General features: G+C 57.9%; 18 protein-coding genes. 5 read left to right on the top strand and 13 right to left on the bottom strand.

Annotated elements, in window-relative coordinates; all coding sequences use genetic code 11:
* Positions 1-245 precede the first annotated feature (245 nt).
* A complete protein-coding gene (locus ACZ5EH_RS09660; RefSeq protein WP_464277917.1) occupies positions 246-1,910 on the top strand; it encodes a methyl-accepting chemotaxis protein in 1,665 nt (554 codons plus the stop codon).
* Between the two features lie 107 nt (positions 1,911-2,017).
* Here ACZ5EH_RS09660 and ACZ5EH_RS09655 read toward each other — a convergent pair whose 3' ends face one another.
* From ACZ5EH_RS09655 to ACZ5EH_RS09645, 3 genes are read right to left on the bottom strand one after another with little or no spacing between them, the layout of a single operon-like run.
* The gene (locus ACZ5EH_RS09655) at positions 2,018-3,331 is read right to left on the bottom strand and encodes an efflux RND transporter periplasmic adaptor subunit (protein ID WP_464277916.1); all 1,314 of its coding nucleotides are present in this window, start codon (positions 3,329-3,331) and stop codon (positions 2,018-2,020) included.
* A 48-nt stretch (positions 3,332-3,379) separates the two neighbouring features.
* A complete protein-coding gene (locus ACZ5EH_RS09650; RefSeq protein WP_464277915.1) occupies positions 3,380-5,758 on the bottom strand; it encodes an ABC transporter permease in 2,379 nt (792 codons plus the stop codon).
* Positions 5,755-6,465: an ABC transporter ATP-binding protein gene (locus ACZ5EH_RS09645; RefSeq protein ID WP_464277914.1), complete on the bottom strand. Its 711-nt coding sequence runs from the start codon at positions 6,463-6,465 to the stop codon at positions 5,755-5,757. Before ACZ5EH_RS09645 ends, ACZ5EH_RS09650 begins: the two co-directional genes overlap by 4 nt.
* Positions 6,466-6,646: 181 nt before the next feature.
* Between ACZ5EH_RS09645 and ACZ5EH_RS09640 the strand changes: the two genes are divergently transcribed.
* Positions 6,647-7,474, top strand: a complete 828-nt coding sequence (locus ACZ5EH_RS09640; RefSeq protein ID WP_464277913.1) for an AraC family ligand binding domain-containing protein — start codon at positions 6,647-6,649, stop codon at positions 7,472-7,474.
* A gap of 6 nt (positions 7,475-7,480) precedes the next feature.
* On the top strand, positions 7,481-8,083 hold the full coding sequence (locus ACZ5EH_RS09635; RefSeq protein ID WP_464277912.1) for a LysE family translocator: 603 nt from the start codon (positions 7,481-7,483) through the stop codon (positions 8,081-8,083).
* 97 nt (positions 8,084-8,180) lie between these two features.
* Here the strand turns inward: ACZ5EH_RS09635 and ACZ5EH_RS09630 are convergent, their stop codons facing one another.
* The 10 genes from ACZ5EH_RS09630 to ACZ5EH_RS09585 all read right to left on the bottom strand — a co-directional run bounded on the left by ACZ5EH_RS09630 (position 8,181) and on the right by ACZ5EH_RS09585 (position 20,056).
* A complete protein-coding gene (locus ACZ5EH_RS09630) occupies positions 8,181-9,011 on the bottom strand; it encodes a glycerophosphodiester phosphodiesterase (RefSeq protein ID WP_464277911.1) in 831 nt (276 codons plus the stop codon).
* Positions 9,012-9,866 carry an ABC transporter permease gene (locus ACZ5EH_RS09625; protein ID WP_464277910.1) on the bottom strand — a complete coding sequence of 285 codons (855 nt, stop codon included), beginning with the start codon at positions 9,864-9,866 and terminating at the stop codon, positions 9,012-9,014.
* Positions 9,863-10,717 (bottom strand): ABC transporter permease, encoded by an 855-nt coding sequence (locus ACZ5EH_RS09620; RefSeq protein WP_464277909.1) that lies wholly within the window; start codon positions 10,715-10,717, stop codon positions 9,863-9,865. The genes ACZ5EH_RS09625 and ACZ5EH_RS09620 overlap by 4 nt, the downstream gene beginning before the upstream one ends.
* Before the next feature lie 2 nt (positions 10,718-10,719).
* Positions 10,720-11,802 (bottom strand): ABC transporter ATP-binding protein, encoded by a 1,083-nt coding sequence (locus tag ACZ5EH_RS09615; protein WP_464277908.1) that lies wholly within the window; start codon positions 11,800-11,802, stop codon positions 10,720-10,722.
* A gap of 80 nt (positions 11,803-11,882) precedes the next feature.
* The gene (locus ACZ5EH_RS09610; protein WP_464277907.1) at positions 11,883-12,941 is read right to left on the bottom strand and encodes an extracellular solute-binding protein; all 1,059 of its coding nucleotides are present in this window, start codon (positions 12,939-12,941) and stop codon (positions 11,883-11,885) included.
* 728 nt (positions 12,942-13,669) lie between these two features.
* A complete protein-coding gene (locus ACZ5EH_RS09605; protein WP_464277906.1) occupies positions 13,670-15,541 on the bottom strand; it encodes a thioredoxin domain-containing protein in 1,872 nt (623 codons plus the stop codon).
* Complete coding sequence (locus ACZ5EH_RS09600; RefSeq protein ID WP_464277905.1) at positions 15,538-16,200, bottom strand: YdcF family protein; 663 nt, start codon at positions 16,198-16,200, stop codon at positions 15,538-15,540. The genes ACZ5EH_RS09605 and ACZ5EH_RS09600 overlap by 4 nt, the downstream gene beginning before the upstream one ends.
* Positions 16,201-16,482: 282 nt before the next feature.
* Entirely contained in the window at positions 16,483-17,643 is a 1,161-nt protein-coding gene (gene tgt / locus ACZ5EH_RS09595) for a tRNA guanosine(34) transglycosylase Tgt (RefSeq protein ID WP_464277904.1), read from the bottom strand.
* A gap of 45 nt (positions 17,644-17,688) precedes the next feature.
* A complete protein-coding gene (locus tag ACZ5EH_RS09590) occupies positions 17,689-18,783 on the bottom strand; it encodes a hypothetical protein (RefSeq protein WP_464277903.1) in 1,095 nt (364 codons plus the stop codon).
* A gap of 13 nt (positions 18,784-18,796) precedes the next feature.
* The gene (locus tag ACZ5EH_RS09585; RefSeq protein ID WP_464277902.1) at positions 18,797-20,056 is read right to left on the bottom strand and encodes a BPL-N domain-containing protein; all 1,260 of its coding nucleotides are present in this window, start codon (positions 20,054-20,056) and stop codon (positions 18,797-18,799) included.
* A 134-nt stretch (positions 20,057-20,190) separates the two neighbouring features.
* Here ACZ5EH_RS09585 and ACZ5EH_RS09580 point away from each other — a divergent pair, with 134 nt between their 5' ends.
* Together ACZ5EH_RS09580 and cobA are read left to right on the top strand one after the other, a co-directional pair.
* Positions 20,191-22,875, top strand: coding sequence for a valine--tRNA ligase (locus ACZ5EH_RS09580; RefSeq protein ID WP_464277901.1), 2,685 nt, complete (start codon positions 20,191-20,193; stop codon positions 22,873-22,875).
* Positions 22,876-22,945: 70 nt separating this feature from the next.
* Complete coding sequence (gene cobA / locus ACZ5EH_RS09575; RefSeq protein WP_464277900.1) at positions 22,946-24,457, top strand: uroporphyrinogen-III C-methyltransferase; 1,512 nt, start codon at positions 22,946-22,948, stop codon at positions 24,455-24,457.
* The last annotated feature ends 3 nt before the right edge of the window (positions 24,458-24,460 follow it).

Genomic DNA, 24,460 nt, shown 5'->3' with positions numbered 1-24,460 from the left:
GTTGCAGTTCTTTCCTCTCCATCGCATCTCCACATAAGCATACACACCTTTGCCGTATACAAATTCAAGTAAAAAATACCAGACTATATAAAGTGAGGGCACATACCTTGAATAACTTATCTATTCGTTACAAACTTCTTATGCTTTTCTTCATAGCCATGTTTTCAGCAGTGGCAATAATAGCCATAAACATTTATTACTCTTATAAATTGACAGATATTGAAGTTGCCCAGGCGCAAGAGCTCATGCTTCAGGGCCAACGCGAGAAGATCAAAGTAGCCACTGACTCCATAGCTGAAACGCTTTCAAAGGCAGTTGCCTCTACAGAAAATGAACAGGAAAAGATAGAAATTATCCGCAATACGATCAAGGACGCCTTTTTTGAAGAAGACCGCTCCGGGTATTATTACGTTTATCAGGACACCACCAACGTGGCACATCCTGTCAAGCCCGCGTTGCATGGCAAGGACCTGAACAACCTCAAAGGCGATGACGGAGTATACTCCGTGCGTGATCTTGCCAAAGCCGCCAAAAACGGGGGCGGTTTTGTCCAATTCACCTGGGACAAACCCGGCAAAGACGCCCCTGTCGCCAAACTCGGGTACGCAACCATGATTCCCGGCACAAAATACTGGATCGGCACCGGCGTGTACGTCGACAATATCGATGAAAAAGCCGCCGAAATACGCCAGGAAATGATGTCCCACACCAATCGGACCATCTTGTACCAAGGAGCGGCAGCCGGAATTTTGATCCTGCTTTTCCTGCTTCCCATCAGCATGCTGGTCTCTCGCAACATCATAGCCCCCTTGAAGAAAATCAAGGAAGCCGCCCAAAAAATCGCTTCCGGCGACATGAACGTGGAGCTTGAGGCGACCCATCACGATGAACTTGGCGAACTGCAGGAGTCGCTTTCCGCCATGGCGGTGGCCCTGCGCGAAAACATCGCCGGCATGGCCCAAAAGGAACAGGAAGCCGCATACAAGGCCCAGGAAGCGGAACGCGCCAGCAAGGAAGCCAACACAGCCAAGGAAAGCGCAGCGGCCAAGACCGCGGAGCTTGTTCAGGCAGCAGAGCAACTGGACAAGGTGGTGGAATCGGTGACTGCCGCTTCCGAGCACCTGACCGTTCAAATCGAACAATCAAACACTGGCGCCCATGAACAATCCAAGCGCGTGGATGAAACCGCCACTGCCATGGAAGAGATGAGCGCAACCGTTTTGGAAGTGGCAAGAAACGCGGGCAACGCGGCGGAAGCCGTGGACAAGGCCCGGAACATGGCCAAAGAAGGCGCCGATGTCGTCAACCGCGCCGTGTCCGGCATCTCTGAGGTTTCCACGCAATCCACCACCCTGATGGAAGACATGAAGCAACTGGGGCAGCAGGCCGAAAACATCGACGCCATCATGAACGTCATCAATGAAATAGCAGACCAGACCAACCTGCTGGCCCTTAACGCTGCCATTGAGGCTGCCCGGGCAGGCGAAGCAGGACGCGGCTTTGCCGTGGTTGCCGACGAAGTGCGCAAACTGGCGGAAAAGACCATGTCCGCCACCAGCGATGTGGCCAACGCAATCAAGGCCATTCAGGAAGGCGCCCGCAAAAATATCGACAACACGGTCAAGTCGGTGGAGACCACCAACCGGGTTACAGAGCTTGCCAATGCATCGGGCGATGCACTCAGAGAAATCGTGACCCTTGTCAGCGAAGCCACAGGCCAGGTGCAGTCCATTGCCACCGCGGCAGAGCAGCAATCCGCCACCAGCGAGGAAATCAGCCGGAGCATCATCGACATCAACGAGATTTCCAATGAGACCTCAAAAGCCATGGAATACTCGCAGCGTGTTGTGAGCGATCTGACGGGCCAGATAAGGACCCTGAGCGAAATGACAGAGCGGATGAAAGGCTGATCTAAAAGGCCATACAAACAGTACGGCTCCCGTGCGCCTGGTTCAAAGCAGCGCGCGGGAGCCTTTTTTTACTCTTCCCTGTTTCAAGCATCGCACCCTTCTTTCGGCTAGACCCCCTTTGCCGCAACCGTGTCGCCATCGTGCAAATTCTTTGGAGGGGAGACAATGACCTGCTCGCCCGAACGCACTCCATTGGTGATCTGCACCTGATCGTCGTTCATCAGCCCCACATTCACCTGTCTGAGCGCCGCCTTGCCCGCTTGCACCACAAAAAGCTGCCACTGGCCGCTGGTATCCCGAAAAATAGCCAGCCGCGGCACAACGGTGGCATCCTTTACAGCGCCCGTGTAGATACGCACCCGCAGCCGATAGCCAAGCCCCAACGATCTGGCGCGCGCCTTGTTGGCGTCAAATGATACAATGACCGGAACGCGCTGCTGCTCCACACCCAGGGACGAAACCTTGGTGAAGGCCTCGGGTTTGACCTGCTTCACCTTTCCCGCCACAGGCGCGCTGCCCGCTTTCAACCCCAGGATGTCCACCTCCTGGCCTGCACGAATAGGCGCAGCGCTCTGCGTCAGGATATCGGCTGTAATCTGCAACGCATCAAGGTTGCCTATGTCCAGAAGGGGCGCGCCAGCAGGAAGGGCCGTCTCGTTTTCCACATGACGCGCCAACACCACACCATCTATCGGCGCACGCAGTTCGGCACGTTGCAGATCGCTTTCCGCCTTGGCCAGCGCCTGTCGCAGGGCATCGGTTTGCAGGCTTTTGCGCTTGAGCCACTCGTCCACGTACTTTGGCCCCAATTCGGAGGCGATGCGGATCGTATTCATGGCTTCCGCCACCAGCCTGTTCACCGCGGCGTTTACCTTATACTGGGCATTGTCGGCTTCGGCGCGCAGAATGCGCTCCTTGGGGGATGCCCCGCTCTTGACCAGATCTTCAACTGATTTTGTATACCAGTCCGAAAACTTTAGCTGGGCGTCGCTGGCCTTGGTCATGGTTTCTGCTGCCTGGGCGGTCTGGCTCACGGCTTCTATCCAGCGCTGGAATTCTATGGCGGCCGTCTGCTCCAGTTCATTGAACTGATTGATCTCCAACGCAGCCTTTGCCTTGGCTTTGGCGGCCAGAAGCGGCGTGGTGTCCAGAGAGGCGACAAGCTGCCCCTTCTTGACCATTTCTCCAGCTTCTATCTCTATGGGGAATACGCGCCCGTCAATGGGCATGGTCATCTTATACACCCGGGGCAGTGAAGTACGCGCGCGCTCCTCCACCCAGGTGCGGATTTCTGCTGTTGTTGCCTCTTCCGTCAGCACTGGCGCGCCCTTTTCCATATATTGCATCGCCAGAACTGCCCCCCCAGTGATACCCAAGGCGACAATCAGCCATTTCACCCACGCTTTTGCGCCCTTGGCCATGACTTCCTCCTCTGTAAAAAATCAATATCCTCCGCGGACATGCCGCGTTTATTCTTTCATGCTCAAGGCTTCATTCCACTGCAGTTTGTTAATGATGCGCTGAATCACCAGCTGGCACAGCAACACGAACAGCAAGGCGAGTCCCACGGAAAAGGCCCACCCTGCATTGCTGATAACAGCCGGCATGGCGTATATGTCGTTTCTGTATTCCATGGCCATACCCTCCAGCATCCACGCGCCCAGAGGCAACCCCAGAGCGATGCCCACAAGATTCACCACGAGATTTTCCCGGAGCAGCAGGTTGCCTACTTCCAGGGGAGTGTACCCCAGCACCCGATATGTGGCGATTTCTCGCTTGCGCTCAATGATGCTGATGAGGCTTGCATTGAGTATGGCGCCGAAAAAAATGATGGCGCCGAACAGAATGAGTGGAAACGCCATGGCGCCCAGCTTGTCCACAAAGGATACCTGCATCAGCCGGCGTTGCAGGGTCCTGTCCCCGATGCCGGTCAACCCGGGGTATGTCTTGCACTGGCGCAGAAAGGCCTCGCGCTGGCGGGGGGTCATCCGCGTACGCAGCAACAGGGACGAAACCGCCTGCGCCTCGTGTATCTGCGTGTTCAAAAAGCTGTAGTCCGCATAGGCTTCCATGCCGAACATGGTGTCGATCACCTGAACGACACGCACCTTTCGCGGCTCCTGCAACCCTTTGGTGGGTATCATCACCACGCTGTCCCCGGGATTCAGGTCCAGGCTTTCGGCCAGCCGCCGGGAAAGCAAAAGTCCGGCGGTTGGCACGCTCGCATACGCACCGGACGCATCGCGGGGGCGCAATAATTGCGCATCAGGCGTTACCCCCTTGATCACCGCCTTTTTGCGTCGAAAACCATTTGCAAGGTCGCACGTCACTTCCAGCACGGGCTCCACCCGCTCCACACCGGGGGTGGCGTGCATCTCATACACAGCCCCGTAATCCAACTCGTCGTGAAAACTGAGCGTATAGTCGGCCAGAATCACTTTTTCGAACTGGAAATCCACCATGTATTGCAGCGAATCCACCATGCCAAAGGTGGAGACAAGCAGAGCCGTACCCATGGCCGCGGCAAACACGCCCACCAGGGTACGCACCCGATTGCGAAAAATATTACGCAGGCTGAGCTGCCAGCGGAATCCCAGACGCCTCCAGAACCATGGCAGTCGCTCCAGGGGAACGCTTCCCCCTTCCATGGGCGCTGCCGGCCGCATGGCCGCAGCAGGCGCGAGCCGTGTCACATTGCGCACCCCCCTGATGGTGCCAAGCACGCCGAAGAGCAACGCCGTGAGCACAGACACGGCCATAAGTTCAGGGTAGAGGCGGTTCTCCAAGGCAGGAAACGTAAAAAAACCGCGATAGGTTTCGGTGAGTCCCGCCGCAAGCAGCCACCCCAAAACACACCCCAGCACCCCGCCGGCAAAGCCGACAAATCCCCCAACATAGAGAAAATGGACCATGATCCGCCAGTTGTCATACCCCAGGGCCTTGAGCGTCCCCACTATGGAGCGCTGCTGCTCCGCCAGACGCGTCATCAGCACATTGAGCACCAGTGCCGCAACGGAAAGAAAGACCAGGGGCAACATCACCGCCATGGTGGACAGGCCCGAAAGTTCGGATTCCAGCGCCAGGTTTGAGCTTTGCAACGCAAGCGGCGTGGTGGCGAACACCCCATAAGGCTCCAGCTGACGTTGCAGCCTGTCCAGTACGAACTGGGGCTGTTCGCGCGCTTCGGGGGTCAGCACCCCCACCAGGCTGTTGCACGCGCCCTCAAACCCCATGGCGTCCTCGGCCAGGTTGCGCGGCACATAAAAGACGCCGTAATTTGCTGGCTGTGGCGCAAGGCTGCCCGGCGGCATCAGGTACACGTATTCCGAAGAAATGGCCGTGCCCACAATGCGCAAAGAGCGTCGCTCCCCCTGGATGACGAGATTGACCACATCACCCGGCATCAGCCCCCGGGCAGTGGCAAAGCCGGCGTCCACCAGTACCTCGTCCTTGCCCCCCGGCGTAAACCAGGCGCCGCTGGTCAGCAGCAAGTTGTTGATCACGTCCTGCCGTCTTTCCGGCATCGAAAGCAGCATACCCGACAAAGGGCGCGCCAGGTCCGGCATATCCACGGTCACAGACGCCATAAGCCGGTTGCGGACACTGGCCACCCCCGGCACAGACGCAAGGCGCATGGCTTCCGAAACGGGCGCTTTTTTCAGGTCCACCCAAAAATCCGCCAAAAAGGTGCGCTGATAATAGTCACGCTTGGCCAGTTGCAGATTCTGGGACGTGGTCAAGAAGCCGACCAGACACCCCACCCCGACCATGACGATGGCCACCACGGCGGCCAGCATGCTCCTGTTGTGCCACAGGTCGCGCCGCAGTTTGACGTGCAGCACGCTCACCAGGAAATATCCCCGGCGCGGGCGCGTTTTTCATTTGTCTGGGAGGTTGCGCCTTCCATGGTCAAACGCACAATCCGCGTTGCCAAAGACGCAATAGGCGCCGCGTGGGTGATGATCACAATCGTCGTGCCCAACCGGTCGTTCAAACCGGTGAGCAGCTCCAGCACCATGCGCCCTGTTTCTGCGTCCAGCGCGCCTGTGGGCTCGTCGCAAAACATCACCCGCGGGTTCTTTGCCAGTGCGCGGGCAATGGACACGCGCTGCTGCTGCCCCCCGGAGAGCTGTGACGGAAAATGGTTCTTGCGATCAGCCAGCCCCACCAGTTCCAGGGCTTTTTCCGGGTCCATTGGCGCGTCCGCCACCTCTGTGGACACAAGCACGTTCTCCAGCGCTGTCAGCGTGGGCACTAGGTTGTAGAACTGGAACACGAACCCCACATTTTTGCGGCGATGTTCGGTCAGCTCCCGGTCGCTCATCTGCGCTATGTCGCGCCCGGAAAAAAGCACCTTCCCCGAAGTGGGGTGGTCAATACCGCCGATGATGTTCAGAAGCGTGGTCTTGCCGGAACCAGAAGCGCCCAGCACCACGGACAATTCGCCCCCGTATATATCTACGTCAATGCCCCGCAATACGGGCACTTCCACTTCCCCCATGACGTAGGTTTTGTGCAAATCCCGACACTGTATCGCGGCGTCTGGCTTTTCCATTGATAGGCTCGCTGCTGACAGGGGTGATATCCAATCTTCCTCTCTATACATCTTCTGGCAGCACCCTGGCGAGACGTCAAGCACACCCCCTTGAGGTTTTTTTCAAGAGAGCAATTTTGTCCAAGCGCTGTCCGATGCCTTCTGCTAGGGTATTTCCATGGCACTCAGTTGGAGAAAGACCATGCAGCAGCCCAACAATTTCATATATACACCCAGCAGGCACCTGCCCGGAGTCACCGCCCTGCATGCGGCAATGTCCGACTTTGCCTATGACAAACACGCCCATGAGGAGATGGCCATAGGCGTCACCCTTGCGGGGAGGCAGGATTTCTCCTGCAAAGGCAGCTACATCCGCAGTTACCCCGGACATCTCATTCTGCTGAACCCCCATGACGTGCACAATGGCAATCCCGGTGACGAGCAGGCCCTTGAATACACAATGCTGTACCTGCCGGCCGTGGACTTTTACCACCTGGCAAATTGCGCCAGCGCCAAAAAAATCCTGGAATGGCGCATTCCGGAACACCATTTTCTGGATGATTTGCTGCAATCACAGGTAATGACACTCACCCGCCATATCGCCCTCGATTGGGGAACGGCGCTGGACCACGAGTTGCAACTCCTGGAAATAGTGAAAACCCTGACCAGAAGATTCGGCCGGTTTCAACCCGCCCGCCGGCAGGAAAGAAAAGACGCCCTGCTTTTGCGGGTACGGGATTTCATCCACGACAATATTGCGGAAGAAATAAGCATCAATGATCTTGCAGATGTGGCGCACATGTCCAAGTACCATTTGATACGCATGTTCCGCGCACAATTCGGCCTGACCCCGCACAAATATATTCTGAATTGCCGCGTCAACAAGGTGAAAAACGCCCTTGAGCAAGGCGCTGCGCCCATCGATGCAGCGCAGGACTACTGCTTTTTCGATGTCAGCCACATGAACCGCCACTTCAAGCGCGTGTACGGCCTGACGCCCAGACAATACCAACTTCAATCCGCCAAGTAGCTTTCCATGTTAGGTATCATCCTCTTTTCCATCAGCATCATGTATACCCCTGGTCCGGTGAACGTGCTCAGCCTGAACAACGGGCTGCAAAACAGATTCCGCAACCATGTCCCGTTCTCATGCGGCGTAGCCAGCGGCATGCTGGCCTGGATACTGCTGGTGGGCTACACCGGCAGCTCCGTCATTGACCAGAGCATGCTGCCCTATGTCGCCATAGTGGGGTGCGGCTTCATACTCTACCTTGCGTACAAGATCATCACCGCCAAGGTGGATGTGACACAAAATGCCGGCGCCCCTGCCTTGCTCGACTACAAAGACGGTCTGCTCATGCAGCTCACCAATCCCAAAACCTTCCTGGTTGTGCTGCCTGTCGCCACCGTACAGTTCCCTGCTGCGGGCATATACGGGGTGCGCATTGCCCTGTGGTCCGCCTTCCTCTCCTGCCTCGCATTCGGCGCCCCCATGAGCTACGCCGCGCTGGGTGCATTGCTGGGGCGCAGAGTGAAAGGCCTGGCCATCTTCAAGGTGCTGAACATCATCATGGGGGTGTTGTTGCTGGCGATTGCCGGGGAAATGCTGTGGGAACAGGTGCTGCCGGCCTGGGTGTAAGGTATACTGGGCAGGCATCCAGATTGTAGCGACGACAAGCCGCAACAATCCAGCAGCTACGAGCATGGCGCCCGCAACTGTCGTAAAAACGCCGGACTTAGCCCAACAGCTTGCGCAGGGTGTGCGGAAAATCGGTGATAATGGAATAACACCCCGCGTCCAAAAGCTCCCGGGCGCGGTCCATATCATTCACAGTATAGGGTGAAACCTTGATGCCCCTGCCTGTCAGGTCACGCACCAGCTCCAGGCTGGTTATCTCGTAATCCGGATGGTAGCAGCACACGCCCAGTTCATCGAGATACCTCTCCAGATCTTCGGGGTGGCTGTCCTCCACAAGGGCGCCGAGGGGCAAAGCAGGGTCCACCCGGCGCAGTTCGCGAAGATAGTCATGGTTGAAGGATGAAACCAGGGCCATATCCCTGACGCCCGCTTCCACCAGTGCGGCATGTACTTCCGATACTATACGCAAATCACCGGGCGTATTGAGCTGGTCCTTGATCTCCAAATTGAAGGGCAGCCCACATGCGCGGCTGTACTCCAAGGCTTCCTGCAATGTGGGTATGCGCTGCCCCTGCATCTGCTTCTGATTCTCGGGGGGGACATCCCCTTTTGCTATGCTGCCGTGGGGGTCTTTGCGCATAAACCAGGCGCCCGCGTCCAGTGAGCGCAGTTCTTCCAGAGTAAAATCGTAAATAGACCAAGGAGAGCGCTCGGGAAAACGTTCTGCCGCATCGGTCGTGCGCTCCAAAAAATCATCATGAAACACGACCAGCGCGCCATCCGTGGTCTTTTGCACATCCAGTTCCCAGAAGTCCGCGCCGGATTCAAAGGCAAGACGCACAGCCAGCATGGTATTTTCAGGCGCAAGGGCGCGCGCACCGCGATGGGCGCAAACATAGCCCGCCCCTGGCAGTAGATCGAAAAACATTTAGTCCACTTTTTTGGTGAAATAGAGATTGACCAGCGCCAGGACCGAGGTGCCCACTATCAGCGCCAGGGAAACGGCGTTAATGACTGGGGTGCTCCCGTCCCTGACCTGCAGGTACAGGTTGATAGGCAGGGTCGGCTCAGAGCCCACGAGAAACAATGTGGTGTTGAAGTTCTCGAAGCTCATGAGAAAGGCAACGGCCCCCGCGCCTATAATGGCAGGGCGCAGAAATTTCAGGGTAACGTGCCAGATGACCCCGAAGTGCGTTGCTCCAAGGTTGAGGGCGGCTTCTTCCAGCGACGTGTCGAATTTGCGCAGCCTGGCCGAAACCACCAGCGTCACAAAGGTGGTGATGAACGAAAACTGCCCCACCACCACAAGCCAGAAGCTGGGGCGAAAAAGCGGCACATCAACTCCCAGATGCACATCAACATACGTGCCGGCCGTATTGGACGCGAGCAACAGCGAGATGCCCAGGATGACTCCCGGAATGACCAGAGGGGCCAGCATCAGAAAATACAAAGCGTTTTTGAACCGGAAATTTTCCTTTTCGAACAGAAAACTGGCGCACGTGCCCACCACCACGCTGAGGAGAGCGACGCAGATGGCCGTCTCAAAGCTCGTCACGATGGAGCGCAAAATCTGATCGTTGTGGAACAGCCCTACCCGATCTGGCCCGCTTGCCAAAAACCAATCCAGAGAGAATCCTTCCCACGGCAAAGCCGGAAAGTTGGAATCATTGAAGGCCAGGACGCAGGTGACCACCAGCGGCGAGAACAGAAAGGTAAAATAGAGCAAGATGAACAGGTTGAAGGACCAGTTATACGGTTTGCTTCTGGGCAACGAACGGATCATGAGGCCACCTCCCCAAGCTTCTGGCGTGAAATCTTGAGCCCTACCCAGATGATCAGAGAGCTGAGGCAAAGAAGCAGAAAGCCGAAAGCTGCACCCTGGTTCCAGTTGAAGCTGGCAATGAACTGATTGTAGATTTGCTCCGTGAACCAGAGGGAATTTTTGCCGCCCATGAGATTCGGGGTCAGGTAATTGCCCAGGGCGAGCATGAAGACCACTATGGAGCCGGACGTGATGCCTGGCTTGCAGTGCGGAATGACAATGGTGCGCCAGATGGTGAATTTGCTGGCGCCCAGATCATGGGCCGCCTCGATGAGGCTGTCGTCCAGGCTTTCCATCACGGAAACCAGCGGCACCACCATGAACAGCATGGATGTATACACCAGTCCCATTATCATTGTGGCGTCGTTGTAGAGCATCTCGATGGGCTTATCGAGTATGCCCAGCTTGAGCAGAAAAAAGTTGATGACGCCGGATTCGCGCAGCAAAATCATCCATCCGTATACCCGTACCAACTCGCTGACCCAGAACGGCAGCAATAGAAAAATCAGCAGCGCGCCCTGCAGGCGTTTGCGGGCCAGCTTCGCAATGTAAAAGGAGACCGGCAGGCCAATGATGATGGTGATGAACGTGGTGATGATGGCGTAGGTGGCGGTGCGCACAAATGTGAGCCAGTAAACGGGCTCGGTAAAGAAATTCATGTAGTTGCGCAGTGTCCAGGCCATTTCGCCATAGTCGTTTTCCCCCCGCAGGCTCATCACCAGCAGGTCTATCTGCGGCAACACGATGAGCAGCACCAGCCAACACAGGACCGGCGCCAGAAATACCCACAAAGTCAGCCTGGTGCCTTTCATGATCAGGCTTCCTTCTTGAAAACGATGCCGGATTCCGGGTGCCACCCCAGGCTTATCTTATCGCCACGGGTAATGTGGTCAAACTCGCGATTCTGCGGCAGCGCCACCAAAAGTTCATGCCCCTGATCTGTTGCGGTCAGCAGCCGGCTGTTGGCGCCATCGAAAAGAATGTTTTTTACTGTTACGCCAAAGTTGTTCAGTTCTTCCTTGTTGCGGGGCTCTATGCGCATGGCTTCCGGACGGAGGAACAAGGTCACGTCCGTTCCCACAGCGTGCTCCCCTGCACTGCGGACGGTAAACGCATAGCCCTCGTGCGTGGTGATCTGCACATCGCCCCCTTCCGCCTTGGTCACCTTGCCTTCCCAGGTATTGTTGTCTCCCACAAACTGGGCGACAAATGGTGTGGCGGGTTCGCTGTACAGTTCCTTGGGCGTGCCGACTTGTTCAAATTTTCCACAATTCATAACGGCCACGCGGTCGGACATGACCAGCGCTTCGGACTGGTCATGGGTGATGTAGACAAACGTCGTGCCCACCTCGCCCTGCAATTTTTTCAGCTCCACCTTCATCTGTTCCCGCAGTTTCAAATCCAGCGCGCCCAAGGGTTCGTCCAGCAAAAGCACGGAGGGCTCCAGCACCAGGCAGCGGGCAATCGCCACACGCTGCTTCTGCCCCCCGGAAAGTTGGTGGATCTTTTTCTCACCGTATCCGGGCAACCCCACGCGCTCCAGAATGGAAGTCACCTTCTGCCTGGCGTCCTTTGCACTGCAGCCACGTCGCTTGAGGCCGAACGCTATGTTTTCGGCCACGTCCATCATGGGAAACAACGCCAGGTGCTGAAAAACCAGATTTACGGGGCGGCGGTTCGGCGGCACGCCCAGCATGTTTTTGCCACGAATTTCAATGACCCCGGACGTGGGTTCATCAAAACCGGCAATCATGCGTAAAAGCGTTGTCTTGCCACAGCCGGAAGGACCGAGAATGGAGAAAAAAGTGCCTTCGGGAACATCGAAGGAGACATCGTTCACGGCGGTAAAGCTGCCGAATCGTTTCACAACATTACGGGCGGAAAGATCGTTAGGCATGGTGCTCTTTTACTGGGTGTGGTGGAAAGCAGGCGGTGGGCATCACACCCACCACCTGCATTACCGGTCTGGTTACGAAACTAGTTGGCGGCCTTGATCTTGTCGAGCACCTTGCCTTCCATGCTCTCCAGCTGGGCAGGAACAGGCGGGTACCACTTGATGTTGTCGATGGCAGCCTGGGGGAAGGTGCGCTCAAAGTTGGCGCTCACTTCCTTGTCGGTGAACTTCATGGCGCCCTGGGAAGCAGTGGCGTACTTCTCCTGGCTGGTGAAGTAGCCGGCGTTTTCGGGCTTCATGATGAAGTTGATCCACTTGTAGGCGGCGTCCACGTTTTCGGCCTTGGCGGGAATGGCAAAGGTGTCGATCCAGCCCAGAGCACCCTCTTTGGGAGCCTTCAGGTCGATGGCGGGATTGTCGGCATGCAGCTTCCATCCGCCTGCATCCCAAGCCATGGCAACCCATACTTCGCCAGAGCGCATGGACTCGAGCAGGGAGTCGCCGTTGGCCCAGTAGTTCTTCACAACGGGCTTTGCTTCGATCAGCTTGGCCTCGATGGCGTCAAGCATTTCCTTGTACTTCTCAGGCTGGCTGTAAAGAGCAAAAGGATCGTACCCCAGAGCAAACCCCATGGCGATCAGGGTGGGGCGCTTCAGACGGTAGCTTACGCGACCTTTGTACTTGGTATCGAGCAACGCCAGGTAGGAATCGGCTTCCGGAGCCTTTTCGCTGTTGACGATCAGTGCGGAAGTTCCCCAGCAGAAGGGCACGGCGTAAGAGGCGTCGCCAACCTTGGTGTTCTTTTTCACGGCTTCCAGCATCGAGGGGATGAACAGCGAACTGTCGATTTTGGAGTAGTCCATGGCCTGGTACAGGTTGTACTTTTCCTGAACCGAGGCGATACGATCCTGGGAAGGCTGGGCCAGATCGAAACCGGCGCCGCGAGTGGCGCGCAACTTGGCGATCATCTCTTCGTTGTTGGAAAAGGTGATCTCGACCTTGATGCCGGTTTCCTTTTCAAAATCAGCTACCACCTTCTCAGGGGCGTACCCTTTCCACGTCAACAACTTCAACGTTTCGGCCTGGGCAGTGCTGGCAACTGCAAACATCGCCAACAGCGCAAATACGAGGATCTTTTTCATGGCATGACTCCATCTTTAGGTGATTTGGTGCGGAACGTAAAAATTATATATCTTCCAATTCTATACGTTCAGAGCAACTGCCGTGCGTTACATTCCAGTTACAACTTGATTGCAGAGTGAATAGTCCGCCTGCCACAAGCCATAAGCGGGGTATTCGCTGGCCATGCCCTGTAGATTTTGCACGCACCCAACACTTCCTGGTGGGCAAAAAAGCACACGAAGCTGCGGCAACATGCGGCGCCTGCTCAACCGCCCATTCAAACCAAACGACAAACCGAAAACATTCCGCTAGAATGTAAACGCTTTCATTCCAAAACGGTCTATTTTCGCAAAACGGCTCGGAACCTAAGCAAAATATCCCAACAAAGCAACTGGTTACAATTTTGTCGCCAGATGGAACAATACACCAGACAACTGGTTTAATCCAGCACAGACTAATTCGTAATATCAGCATGTTATAAAATTATAATCCAAAAGTGGAACAACAGGAGGGCACAAAACTCCATACGGGTAAAAAACACAAGCTTATCGTACATACAATTTAGTGCACCCCCAACAGCCCGCAGATTATTGCCGCTTTTTAAGCTGCAAACTTCCGCACTCGCCCAGATAGCGCCTTTTCAATAGTAACCAGGATGTGGACAAGCATTTTGCGTCTTGAAAATAAAAACCCCCTGAACCGCCGTGGGCTCAGGGGGGTGAATGTCAAATATACTGTTAGCGTCGCCTTATTTATCGGCCTCGCTTGCTGCCCAAAGCATGAAGGCGTGGGCCGCAGGCTGGTTTTTCACGGAAAAGGAAGCGTCCTTGCGCAGAGCCTTGGCGCGTTCGGAAAGGTCCTGACGCGAAGCCAGCTTGCCCAAGCGTTCCAGCACCAGGGCGGCCACGGAGTTACCGGAGGGCAGCGCCCCATCGTATAGTTCCTTCGGACGGCAGATGAGTTGCTCGCCAGCGATTGGCGAGGTCATGAAAAGCCCGCCGCGCGCTTCATCCCAGAACAAGGCAAGCATGGCGTCGCATAGTGCGACAGCTTCCTTGAGCCACTCGTCGCCCCCGCCTGCCTGGTACAGTTCAATCAACCCCCAGCAGAGAAAAGCGTAGTCATTCACATGCGCAGGCAGGCCGGCTTCACCGTCACGGTAGCGGTGCAGCAACAGCCGCACGCCATTGGTTTCCGGCACTGGGTCTGTGCGCAGATGCAAAAGCAGCCATTCCGCCGTGCGCCTGGAATCGCGCAACCACCGCTCACCGCCGGGCAAGGTCGACCCTTTTGCAAGGGCGGCAAGCATCAGGCCATTCCAATCAGTCAGTATCTTATCATCCAGCAAGGGGCGGACTCTGCGCTCCCGCAGGCTGAAAAGCGTCTTCCTGGCCGCTTCCAATCGTTGCGCCAGTTTTTCGGGGTCCTGCTCCAGTCGCGCAGCCACATCCGCCAACGGTTCGCTCAGGTGCAATATATTCGTTCCCGTAGGCTTGCCGGTGGCTTCTTCGGCAAAGTTGCCGCCAGGCGCGCAATTAAGCACTTCTGTGGCCAGTTCCGCGTCCTCACCAAGGGCGCTCTGCACTTCCTCCAGCGAAAACACATAGAATTTGCCCTCCTCGCCTTCGCTGTCCGCATCCTCTGCGGAAAAGAAGGCGCCTTCCGGAGAAAGCAAATCGCGCATCACATAGGTCAGCACTTCACGCGCGGTGGTGGCGAAAGCGTCGCGCCCTGTGGCCTGATAGGCCGTTGCGTAGGTATAGGCCAGCATGGCCTGGTCGTAGAGCATTTTTTCAAAGTGGGGCAGCAGCCAGGACGCATCCGTTGCATAGCGATGGAATCCCCACCCCACGTGATCGAAAATCCCTCCCAGACGCATGGCCGTAAGGGTTTTGGAAGCCATTTCCAAGGCTTTGGGGCCATGTTGCGTATCCTTGAGAGAAAGCAGGAACAACAACACATGGGGGGTGGGAAATTTCGGCGCGTTGCCGAAGCCGCCATGTACCGCATCAAACCGCTCTTCCAACTCCTTGAAGCCGCGCTCCATTATGCGGGGGTCGGCATGCGGCGTTATGTCCCCGGCAGGGGCGCCCGTATCTTCACCATCCTCCCGGCAGGCAAGACGCAGGGTGTGGGTGACGGACGCAGCGGAATCCAAAAGATCCTTTCTACTGGTTGCCCACAACTCGTTGACGCGCTGGCAAAGGTCCTTCAGTCCCAGCCGGCCAAACCCGGAATCGGGGGGCAAATAGGTGGCGCTGAAAAAAGGCTGGCCCTCCGGCGTAAGCAGCACGTTGAGCGGCCACCCCCCGTGCCCGTTCATAAGCTGGCAAGCCGTCATGTACACGGTATCGATATCGGGCCGCTCTTCACGGTCCACCTTCACGTTGATGAAGGCCTCGTTCATGGCTGCAGCAGTGGCAGCATCCTCGAAGGATTCGCGCTCCATCACGTGGCACCAGTGGCAGGTGGCGTAACCTATGGAGACAAAGAGCGGCTTGTCCTGCGCTCTCGCCGCTGCAAAGGCCTCCTCCCCCCAGGGGCGCCAATCCACTGGATTGTGCGCATGTTGTTGCAGGTAGGGGCTTTTCTCGTGGATCAGACGATTGGCCGTGCTCATGGTGTCTCCTGGCTCTCTTCAGCCGGGGGCGGTGTGGAAACAAAGCGCCCTCCGAATAAAAAGTATAAATATTTAGCGGATTCCAGCACCAGCGCCCTGGCGCTTTCACGATCGTTCCACCAGTCGCTGGCAAATGGTTCATAGGGCGAACCTACAACCAGATGCTCACAACAGGGCATGTATTCATCCAGAATAAGCCCCGTACGGCGCACGTGATAGGTGGAGGTGACAACAAGCAGGCTGACCGATTGCCCTGCAAAGCGTTTTTGCAGTTCCATGGCCTCCTGGGCGGTGCTCATGTTCCGGTTGCCGAACTGGCTTATGGCGTTTTGGGGCACGCCCTTGGCCCGCAGAATGGCGGTATCCAGTTCCTCGCCTGGGCAATATTCCACGCCCAGCTTGTCCAGCTCCTGCATCATAGGCGCGCGCCACTGGTTGCTCACCAGCACCTGGGGCGCCATATCCCGTTTATACAGGTCTGCCGCGTAAAGCGCCCTGCTTGGGGAACCGCCCATTACCACTATATAGTCGGCAGGCTGCGGGATACCCTCCACTGGAAGCCATCTGCCGCCAAAAAAAAGCAACACGGCCGCGAAAATGGCCAACAGTACGGTGAAAAAGCCAACCAGCTTGAAGAAAAAAGAGAGGAACCTGCGCATGGGTTTGCCGTCCCGGTTAGAGCTGAAGGTATCGGGCTCCAGTCATTTCCCCATTTGTAGTGCCGTCTGCATGCGTCTGCGCCATTTTCAGGCGTTCCTTTTCCCTTGAATTGCAGAACCACCCGAAATCTCTGCTTGCCTCTTAACACACTTCGCGCAGCTTGTGAAAGCGCCCTATTGTCGAGAGCGCCTCCCCACTGGATCCGCCCGTGTCGCATCCTCAAAAAAAGCCGACAACTGCGGCACTGGGCGCCCCCCCGATGCGAGTGCGCTGTAACCATACTACTCGTCGAACATATCCTTATACCTGGCCTTGAGTGCGGCAAAGCGCCCTTCCTGGATGGCCGCGCGGGTCTTGCGCATCATATCCAGGTAGAATGCCAGGTTGTGGATGGTATTCAGTCTGTAGGCCAGCAGTTCCTTGGCAACATAGAGGTGGCGCAGATACGCCCTGGAAAAGGTGCGGCAGGTGTAGCAATCGCACGCAGGATCAAGGGGGGACGGGTCCTCGCGAAATTCCGCGCGCTTGATGTTGATCTTGCCCTGGGAGGTGTACAACGTACCATTGCGGGCGTTTCGCGAAGGCAGCACGCAGTCGAACATATCAAGCCCTGTTTCCACACCCTCCAGAATATCCATGGGCTTACCCACTCCCATCAGGTACCGGGGGTGGTCCGCGGGCATAAGCGAGGTGCAGGAGTGCAGGAACTCATACATCACGTCCATGCGCTCCCCGACGCTGAAGCCGCCCAGCGCAAAACCGTCAAAAGGGATGGAGCATATCTGCTCGATGCTTTTTTCGCGCAGGTCCTGGTAAAACCCGCCCTGTATTATGCCAAAAAGCAGGTTGGGGCCGCTTCCTTTTGGATAATGATTACGGGAGCGTTGGGCCCAGTCCGTGGTCAGGGCCAGGGACTGGTCCGTGTAGTCGCGGTCCGCGCCATAGGGCACGCACTCGTCAAGCACCATCATGATGTCAGACCCCAGTTGGCGCTGGACCCGAACCACCTTCTCCGGTGCAAAGAAATGTTTTGACCCGTCAATATGCGAGCGAAATTCCACGCCTTCTTCCGTAATCCGCCTGAGCCCGCTCAGGCTGTAAACCTGAAAGCCCCCCGAATCCGTCAGGATGGGGCGCCGCCAGTTGGAAAAGCCGTGCAACCCCCCGAAGCGCTCCACCAGTTCCGAACCGGGGCGCAAATAAAGATGATAGGTGTTGCCCAGAATAATCTGGGCGCCGATTGCTTCAAGGTCGTCGGGGCTCAGGGCCTTTACACTGCCCTGGGTGCCTACGGGCATGAAGACGGGAGTCTTGATCACGCCATGGGCGGTTACCAGCTCGCCAACGCGGGCTTCGCCATCGCGCGCCTGAACTTCAAAATGCCCTATGGGGCGGTTGTCGCCTGCTTCATTCGCTACGGAGTTGGGTGCTTGCTCATTCATGGAGCGGAGATTGGCTCAAGGTTGCCCGTTTGTCCAGTTCCAGACTTACGGTAAGGCCCCTGCCCCCAGGGAATCACCAGGGGATTGACGCCGCACATGGCGTGCAGCCAACAGGCAGCACTGGCCGCAATCTTCACAGTCGCCATCACACCGGGACAGGCGGGACAAAAAATCGTCGGGCAATTCCTCGTTCGCCACATACAGCGCCGGCGCAAGGCACTCCTGGGTGTCCAGCAGCCAGAGCAGGTTGCCGGCATAGCGCTCTTCCAGATAACTGCGGGCGATGCGCTCCATGACCTGCGCCCCGCGCGTGCGACCACATACCTTGAAGGCGTTTGCCACATGGGCGTACGCGCCTTGATCTTCCGGACGGATGAACGGTGCGCCGAACAGCAACTCGGGGCGCTCCGCAAAAAGACGGCTGCACCCTATGTTTCTGTTGGCCCCGATATGCGCTGGTGAAAGCCCGCGGATATGCCCCAGGGCCATGTGCCCCCCGTGGGCTGTCTTGAAAGGGCATTGGGGCAGGCAGCCCTCGTTTGCCAGCAGTATTATCTGCAAGTCAGGAAACTTGCCCCGCACAGCGGCGACCAGGGCTTCCAGCTCCGGGAGGCGACGGTTCAGCTCCCTGTCCGGCACTATCTGCCCCGGGGGGCGAAATCCCGCCGCCCGTGCATACCGTACGTGCCAAAGCACACGCGGTAACGAGTCCAGCCTGCAATTGACGCTGGGAATGGCCTCCAGCTCCGCGCACAGATCAGGGGCGAAATCCGCAAGGGCGCGCAGCAGATAGTGATCATCATATATGATGCCATGCAACTGCCCCGCCTCCAGCAAGATTTGCAACCGTGCGGCAAGGCCCTGCAGAAAAGATTTGTCCACATAGGCTTCAGGCGCGTGAAAACGCCCATTCAGCAGGGCGTGCTTACGGGGGCCGGGAGATGACGGCACAAGGCCAAGCAGTTCCACCAGGTGGTCTGTGTCCACTTCCTGACCGGGAGGACGCGCGTCCGCCACCTCTGGCAAATGCATGGGCACGTGCATTGAATGCACCCTGGCGCCCTGGGCGGCCACAAAGCGCAGGTATCCGGCATCAGGAATGAACGGCAGGTCCAAGACTGGGGGGGCAGGCGAAACCATGGTGCCCTCCTGCCTACTCGGGCGCTGCTACGCAACGCCAAAACAGTTCGTCCAGGATCTCCAGCATGGTGCCGTAGGGCCCTGCGTATTCCATGGGCGCACCAAAAAGAGCTGCGCGCTGGCGCTTGAGCGCATCCTGGGAAACGGCCTCGGGAAAGGTCTTGGCCAGGGTCATGGCCAGACGCTCGGCCAGCAGGTAGCCGCTGACGCCTTCACGAAAATCCATCACGGCATGAGCGAATTCCTTGTCGCGACTCTTCAGATAGCTTTCCGCCGCGGGTGTGGGCTCCTGGGCCAGGGTCTGGCGCAAAAGGGAGTTCACGTTGTTCAGTGCGGCGCCGGGTATGCCAGCGCGCCACCCCATGAGCCAGGGATTGCGCTCGAACAATAGAAAGTGGTCGCGCCCCAGCCCGAGTATGGTGTCCAGGGCGTGCGCCGCTTCCAGCAGCAAGGGCGTGTGCCAGCGCACAGGCTGGTTGCTCAGGTCCCATGCCGGAACGCCGTCGTGAGCGCTGGCGTCATCATTACCCAAAAATTCTCGCAGGATATGGGCCAACCATTTGTTGGCATGCGGCGACCCCGGGGTTTCCAGGTGTGCGTAGCTCAACAGGTAGCGCCCCTTGCCGTATTCCCCGGTGACAACGCATGGCTGCCCCTTGAGCGTGCTGGGTTTCAGCCGCACATCGTAGAGTGCTTCCCAGTCGGCTAGCGTGCCTTCGGGAAGTGCGCTCACAGGCAAATCCGCCACCCAGAAATCATCGCCCGGCGTATCATAGGTAGCCAGCACACTGACGGGAGAGTTTTGTTCCTGGGCGAACCGCGCCGGCCACCATACGGGCAGCAGGGGTTGTTCCGGCAGACCCAGGGATTCCGGAGGCGCAAGAGGGTGCGGCCGGGCGACAGCCGCGCGGATATGCCCGCTGACAAGATGCAGCATGCGGTCTTTAAGCGCAGCACGTTGCCACGGGCAGATGCGCAGGCCAAAGGTTCCCGTGAGCCCCAGCCCGGAGCCGCCGCAAAACCCCACGTAGGCGCCGCCCCCCGCGATATAGTCGCGTACGGCGGTCATTCCGGCTTCGCCCAGCACAGTGGCTTTACGCCTGGCGACGCCCCCCGGCACAACAAGCACGCTTGGCGGCTTGCGGGAAAGGAGGCCTTGCGCTATTTCTTGCCCCCGCACGAGGCGGTAGTCGAACCCCATGGCGCTGATGGCCCGCCAGGCCAACAGTCCCCAGATGTGGGATTCGTCCCAAAGTATGTAAAGGCTTGACATGATCTTGGCACCCGCTAGTCTGCCGAAATTCGCTCCATGCATTTTCCCCGGCAGCTCAGGCGGCATACGCTATCAGGCAGCCCCCTGGCGCGCAAGCATCCGCCGGGAACAACTCTACGCAAAGGAATTGATTCATGTCGCAGAACGATCTGCCCAAGGGCTATGAGCCACAGGACGTTGAAGAACGCTGGCGCGATTTTTGGGACCAGCACCAGTCCTTTACCCCGGACCTGGACGCCACAGGCGATGCCTACTCCATCGTCATCCCCCCGCCCAACGTCACGGGCTCACTGCACATAGGGCACGCCCTGAATATCACGCTGCAGGATATTCTTTGCCGCTATCAGCGCCAGAAAGGCAAACGCGTTCTTTGGGTGCCTGGCATGGACCATGCCGGCATCGCCACCCAAAACGTGGTGGAACGCCAGTTGGCCAAAGAAGGCAAGTCCCGCCACGATCTGGGGCGCGAAGCCTTTATCGAGCGCGTGTGGCAATGGAAGGAAGAATACGGGGGGCGTATTCTGAAGCAGATCAGAGGCATGGGCGCCTCCGTGGACTGGAGCCGCCAACGCTTCACCCTGGATGAAGGCCTTTCCCAGGCCGTTCGGGAAGTTTTTGTCTCCCTTTACGAGCAAAACCTTGTCTACAAGGGCGAATACATCATCAACTGGTGCAACCGCTGCCACACAGCGCTTGCCGACGATGAAGTGGAACACGCCAACCGCAAGGGGCATATCTGGCACATCCGCTATCCGCTGGAAAAGCCGGTAAATGGCATAGACAGCGTGATTGTCGCCACTACCCGCCCCGAAACCATGCTCGGCGACTCAGCCGTTGCCGTGCACCCCGAAGACGAACGCTACACAGCCATCATCGGCGCCACGGTGGTGCTGCCGCTTCTGGGGCGCAAAATCCCCGTTATCGGCGACACCTATGTAGAGCGCGAATTCGGCACGGGCTGCCTGAAGGTGACCCCGGCCCACGATATGAACGACTGGGAATTGGGGCGCACTCACCAGCTCGATGTCATTCAGGTCATAGACGAAGACGGCAAGATGAACGAACTGGCCGGCTCCCAATACCAGGGACTGACCAAGGAAGAATGCCGCAAACGCGTGCTGGAGGACCTGGAAAAGCTGGGCCTGCTGGTGGAGGCCAAGGATTACGAGCACAGCGTGGGGCATTGCTACCGCTGCAAAAGCGTGATCGAGCCCCATGTTTCCACGCAGTGGTTCGTTTCCATGAAGCCCCTGGCCGAGAAGGCCCGCGCCGCCGTCCCAGACCAAACGCGCATCCTGCCCGAAAGCTGGGCCAAGACATACTACCACTGGCTGGACAACATACGCGACTGGTGCATCTCCCGCCAACTCTGGTGGGGGCATCGCATCCCGGCCTGGACCTGTGAAGAGTGCGGCGAACTCACCGTGACCCGCGAGGACCCAGAAACCTGTTGCAAATGCGGCAGCTCCAAGCTGGTGCAGGACGAGGACGTTCTGGACACATGGTTTTCCTCGGCGCTCTGGCCCTTTTCCACCCTGGGCTGGCCAAATGAAACCCGCGAGCTGGAGATATTCTACCCCACGTCGGTGCTCGTCACGGCATTTGACATCCTGTTCTTCTGGGTCGCCAGAATGATGATGATGGGGCTGCAGTTCCGCGGCGAGATTCCTTTCCATGACGTTTATATCCACGCCCTGGTGCGCGATGCAGAGGGCAAGAAGATGAGCAAGTCCACGGGCAACGTCATCGACCCCATGGACATGGTGGCCAAATACGGCACCGACTCCCTGCGCTTCACCCTGGCGGCCTTTGCTGCCATGGGCCGGGACATCAAGCTCTCCGAAGACCGCATTGAAGGCTACCGCCACTTTGTGAACAAGATATGGAACGCATCGCGTTTCGCGCTGATGCACCTGCCCGGCAAGGACGAAGCTGCGCCTGTGGCTCCCGAAGTTGGGCCGGCCGAACAGGGGCTGCACCACGCATGGATTTGCCATCGCCTGGATGAACTGGCCGAGGAGCTGGACGCATCCTTGACGGCCTACCGTTTCAATGACGCGGCCCAGGCCTTGTACCGTTTCATCTGGATGGAATTCTGCGACTGGTATCTGGAGATGCTCAAGCCTGAACTCTCCGGCGACGACGCCAAGGTCAAAAACGACGCCCAGTACAGGATGTTGTTCGTCCTCAAGCGGCTTCTGGTGCTGCTGCACCCGTACATGCCGTTTGTCAGCTCGGAGATATGGAGCTACCTGCCGGGCATCGAGCAGGAAGACTTGTCCAAGATGCCCTACCCCGAATCCGTGCCCGGACATCACAACCCAGAAGCGGCGCAGAAGATGGAGCTTTTGCAGCAGACCATCGTCAGCGTGCGCAACATCCGCGGCGAGTTGAACATCGCCCCGTCGGTACAGCTGACGGCGCTCATCCGCACCAACGACGCCACAGAGCAGGCTTTCTTCCTGGAGCATCAGGGAATGATAAAGCTGCTGGCCCGTGTGGGAACGTTTGAAGCCGCCCCTGAGGTGAGCGCGCCCAAGGCGTCCGCCAGTGCGGTTGTTGGTTCCAGCGAACTGTTCGTACCCCTTGCCGGGGCGGTGGACTTTGACGCCGAGCTTGCCCGCCTGGACAAGGAACTGACCAAGATCGCCAAGGAACTGACCGCCGTGAACAAAAAGCTGGCCAACGAAGGCTTTACCAGCAAGGCGCCGGCTGAGGTCGTGCAGAAGGAACGCGACAAGGCCGAAACCCTGGATGAAAAGCAGACAACCCTGACCAGGCTGCAGGAGCGGCTGAAGCAGGCCATGCAGGATATCTAATGCCGGGGCCTCCCCTTGCCGGGGAGGCCTTACAACGCAACCACGCATACAAAAGCCCCAGGAGGCTTATGTGACCGTCTACCTCATAGGCGCCGGCCCGGGCGATCCCGGCCTGCTGACCATCAAGGCCAAGGAAATTCTCGAGCGCGCCGACGTAGTCGTTTACGACTACCTGGCAAACCCCGGTTTTCTCGACTATTGCCGCGCTGATGCCGAAATCATCTACGTTGGCAAAAAAGGGGGCGACCACACCCTGCCCCAGGATCAGATCAACGCCCTGCTTGTTGAAAAAGCCAAGGAAGGCAAGATAATCGCCCGCTTGAAAGGCGGCGATCCGTATGTCTTTGGCCGGGGCGCAGAAGAGGCCGAGGAACTTTTGGAAGCGGGCGCCACATTCGAGGTCGTGCCCGGCGTAACCAGCGCCGTGGCGGCCCCTGCCTATGCCGGCATCCCGCTGACCCACCGTCAATATGCTTCCAGCGTCAGCTTCATCACCGGGCACGAGGACCCCACCAAGGAAGAAAGCGCCCATAACTGGGAGGCTCTGGCCAAGAGCGCCAGCACCCTGGTCTTTTTCATGGGTGTGAAGAACCTGCCCATGATCGCCCAGAATCTGATCAAGAACGGCCGCCCCGCAGATACGCCTGTTGCGCTGGTGCGCTGGGGAACCACCTGCCGGCAGCGGACCATGACCGCCACCCTGGAGACCGTGGCCGATGAAGCCAAGCGTCTCGGCTTCAAGGCGCCCTCGTTGATCGTGGTGGGCGATGTGGTCAAGCTGCGCCCCACGCTGATGTATTTTGAAAACAAGCCCCTCATGGGCAAGGGCGTTGTTGTGACGCGCGCCCGGGAGCAGGCAAGCGGCCTGGCCTCCATTCTGGAAGAAATGGGCGCCTGCGTTATCCAGTTCCCCACCATTGAAATCAAGCAGCTGGTGGACGACTCCCCCGTGGAATCCGCCATCCTGGGGTTGGCGCAGTACGACTGGCTGATCTTCACCTCGGTGAACGGGGTCAAGCATTTCTGGCGCGTACTGGAAAGCGTGGGCCTGGATTCACGGATTCTGGCAGGCTGCGAGATCGCGGCTATCGGCCCTGCCACAGCCGAGGCCTTGCAGGCCAAAGGCATCCGCCCCGACTTCGTACCCGACAAATACGTGGCTGAAGGCGTTGTGGCCGGGCTGTTGGAGCGTGGCGTTGCCGGCAAAAAGGTGCTGATCCCCCGCGCCAAGGAAGCCAGGGAAGTGCTGCCTGAAGAATTGCGCAAGGCCGGGGCCCAGGTGGAAATCCTGCCCGTCTACGAAACAGTGCCCGCCAAGGGCAAGGTGCAGGACTTCGAGGCCATGCTCGAAATGGGCGAGGTGCAGTGCATCACCTTTGCCAGCACCTCCACGGTGGACAACTTCTTTGCCATGGTCTCTCCCGAGACCCTGAAAAAACTTGCGCCGGAAGTAACCTTGGCCAGCATCGGCCCCGTAACAGCCAAAACCCTTGCCGGTTATGGCTTTACGCCCCATATCCAACCAGAGGAATTCACCATCCCGGCTCTGGCCCAGGCCATAGCCGCGGGACTTGAGAAATAGGAG

The sequence above is a fragment of the Desulfovibrio biadhensis genome (genome assembly GCF_055388615.1).
Note: the sequence above shows the minus strand (reverse complement) of the source record. Positions and strands in the feature narration are given on the sequence as shown.

Coding starts and splice junctions, on each gene's coding strand:
- ACZ5EH_RS09660 (WP_464277917.1), top strand. CDS start 246: ATGCTTCAGGGCCAACGCGAGAAGATCAAAGTAGCCACTGACTCCATA.
- ACZ5EH_RS09655 (WP_464277916.1), bottom strand. CDS start 3,331: ATGGCCAAGGGCGCAAAAGCGTGGGTGAAATGGCTGATTGTCGCCTTG.
- ACZ5EH_RS09645 (WP_464277914.1), bottom strand. CDS start 6,465: ATGGAAAAGCCAGACGCCGCGATACAGTGTCGGGATTTGCACAAAACC.
- ACZ5EH_RS09640 (WP_464277913.1), top strand. CDS start 6,647: ATGCAGCAGCCCAACAATTTCATATATACACCCAGCAGGCACCTGCCC.
- ACZ5EH_RS09635 (WP_464277912.1), top strand. CDS start 7,481: ATGTTAGGTATCATCCTCTTTTCCATCAGCATCATGTATACCCCTGGT.
- ACZ5EH_RS09630 (WP_464277911.1), bottom strand. CDS start 9,011: ATGTTTTTCGATCTACTGCCAGGGGCGGGCTATGTTTGCGCCCATCGC.
- ACZ5EH_RS09625 (WP_464277910.1), bottom strand. CDS start 9,866: ATGATCCGTTCGTTGCCCAGAAGCAAACCGTATAACTGGTCCTTCAAC.
- ACZ5EH_RS09620 (WP_464277909.1), bottom strand. CDS start 10,717: ATGAAAGGCACCAGGCTGACTTTGTGGGTATTTCTGGCGCCGGTCCTG.
- ACZ5EH_RS09615 (WP_464277908.1), bottom strand. CDS start 11,802: ATGCCTAACGATCTTTCCGCCCGTAATGTTGTGAAACGATTCGGCAGC.
- ACZ5EH_RS09610 (WP_464277907.1), bottom strand. CDS start 12,941: ATGAAAAAGATCCTCGTATTTGCGCTGTTGGCGATGTTTGCAGTTGCC.
- ACZ5EH_RS09605 (WP_464277906.1), bottom strand. CDS start 15,541: ATGAGCACGGCCAATCGTCTGATCCACGAGAAAAGCCCCTACCTGCAA.
- ACZ5EH_RS09600 (WP_464277905.1), bottom strand. CDS start 16,200: ATGCGCAGGTTCCTCTCTTTTTTCTTCAAGCTGGTTGGCTTTTTCACC.
- tgt (WP_464277904.1), bottom strand. CDS start 17,643: ATGAATGAGCAAGCACCCAACTCCGTAGCGAATGAAGCAGGCGACAAC.
- ACZ5EH_RS09590 (WP_464277903.1), bottom strand. CDS start 18,783: ATGGTTTCGCCTGCCCCCCCAGTCTTGGACCTGCCGTTCATTCCTGAT.
- ACZ5EH_RS09585 (WP_464277902.1), bottom strand. CDS start 20,056: ATGTCAAGCCTTTACATACTTTGGGACGAATCCCACATCTGGGGACTG.
- ACZ5EH_RS09580 (WP_464277901.1), top strand. CDS start 20,191: ATGTCGCAGAACGATCTGCCCAAGGGCTATGAGCCACAGGACGTTGAA.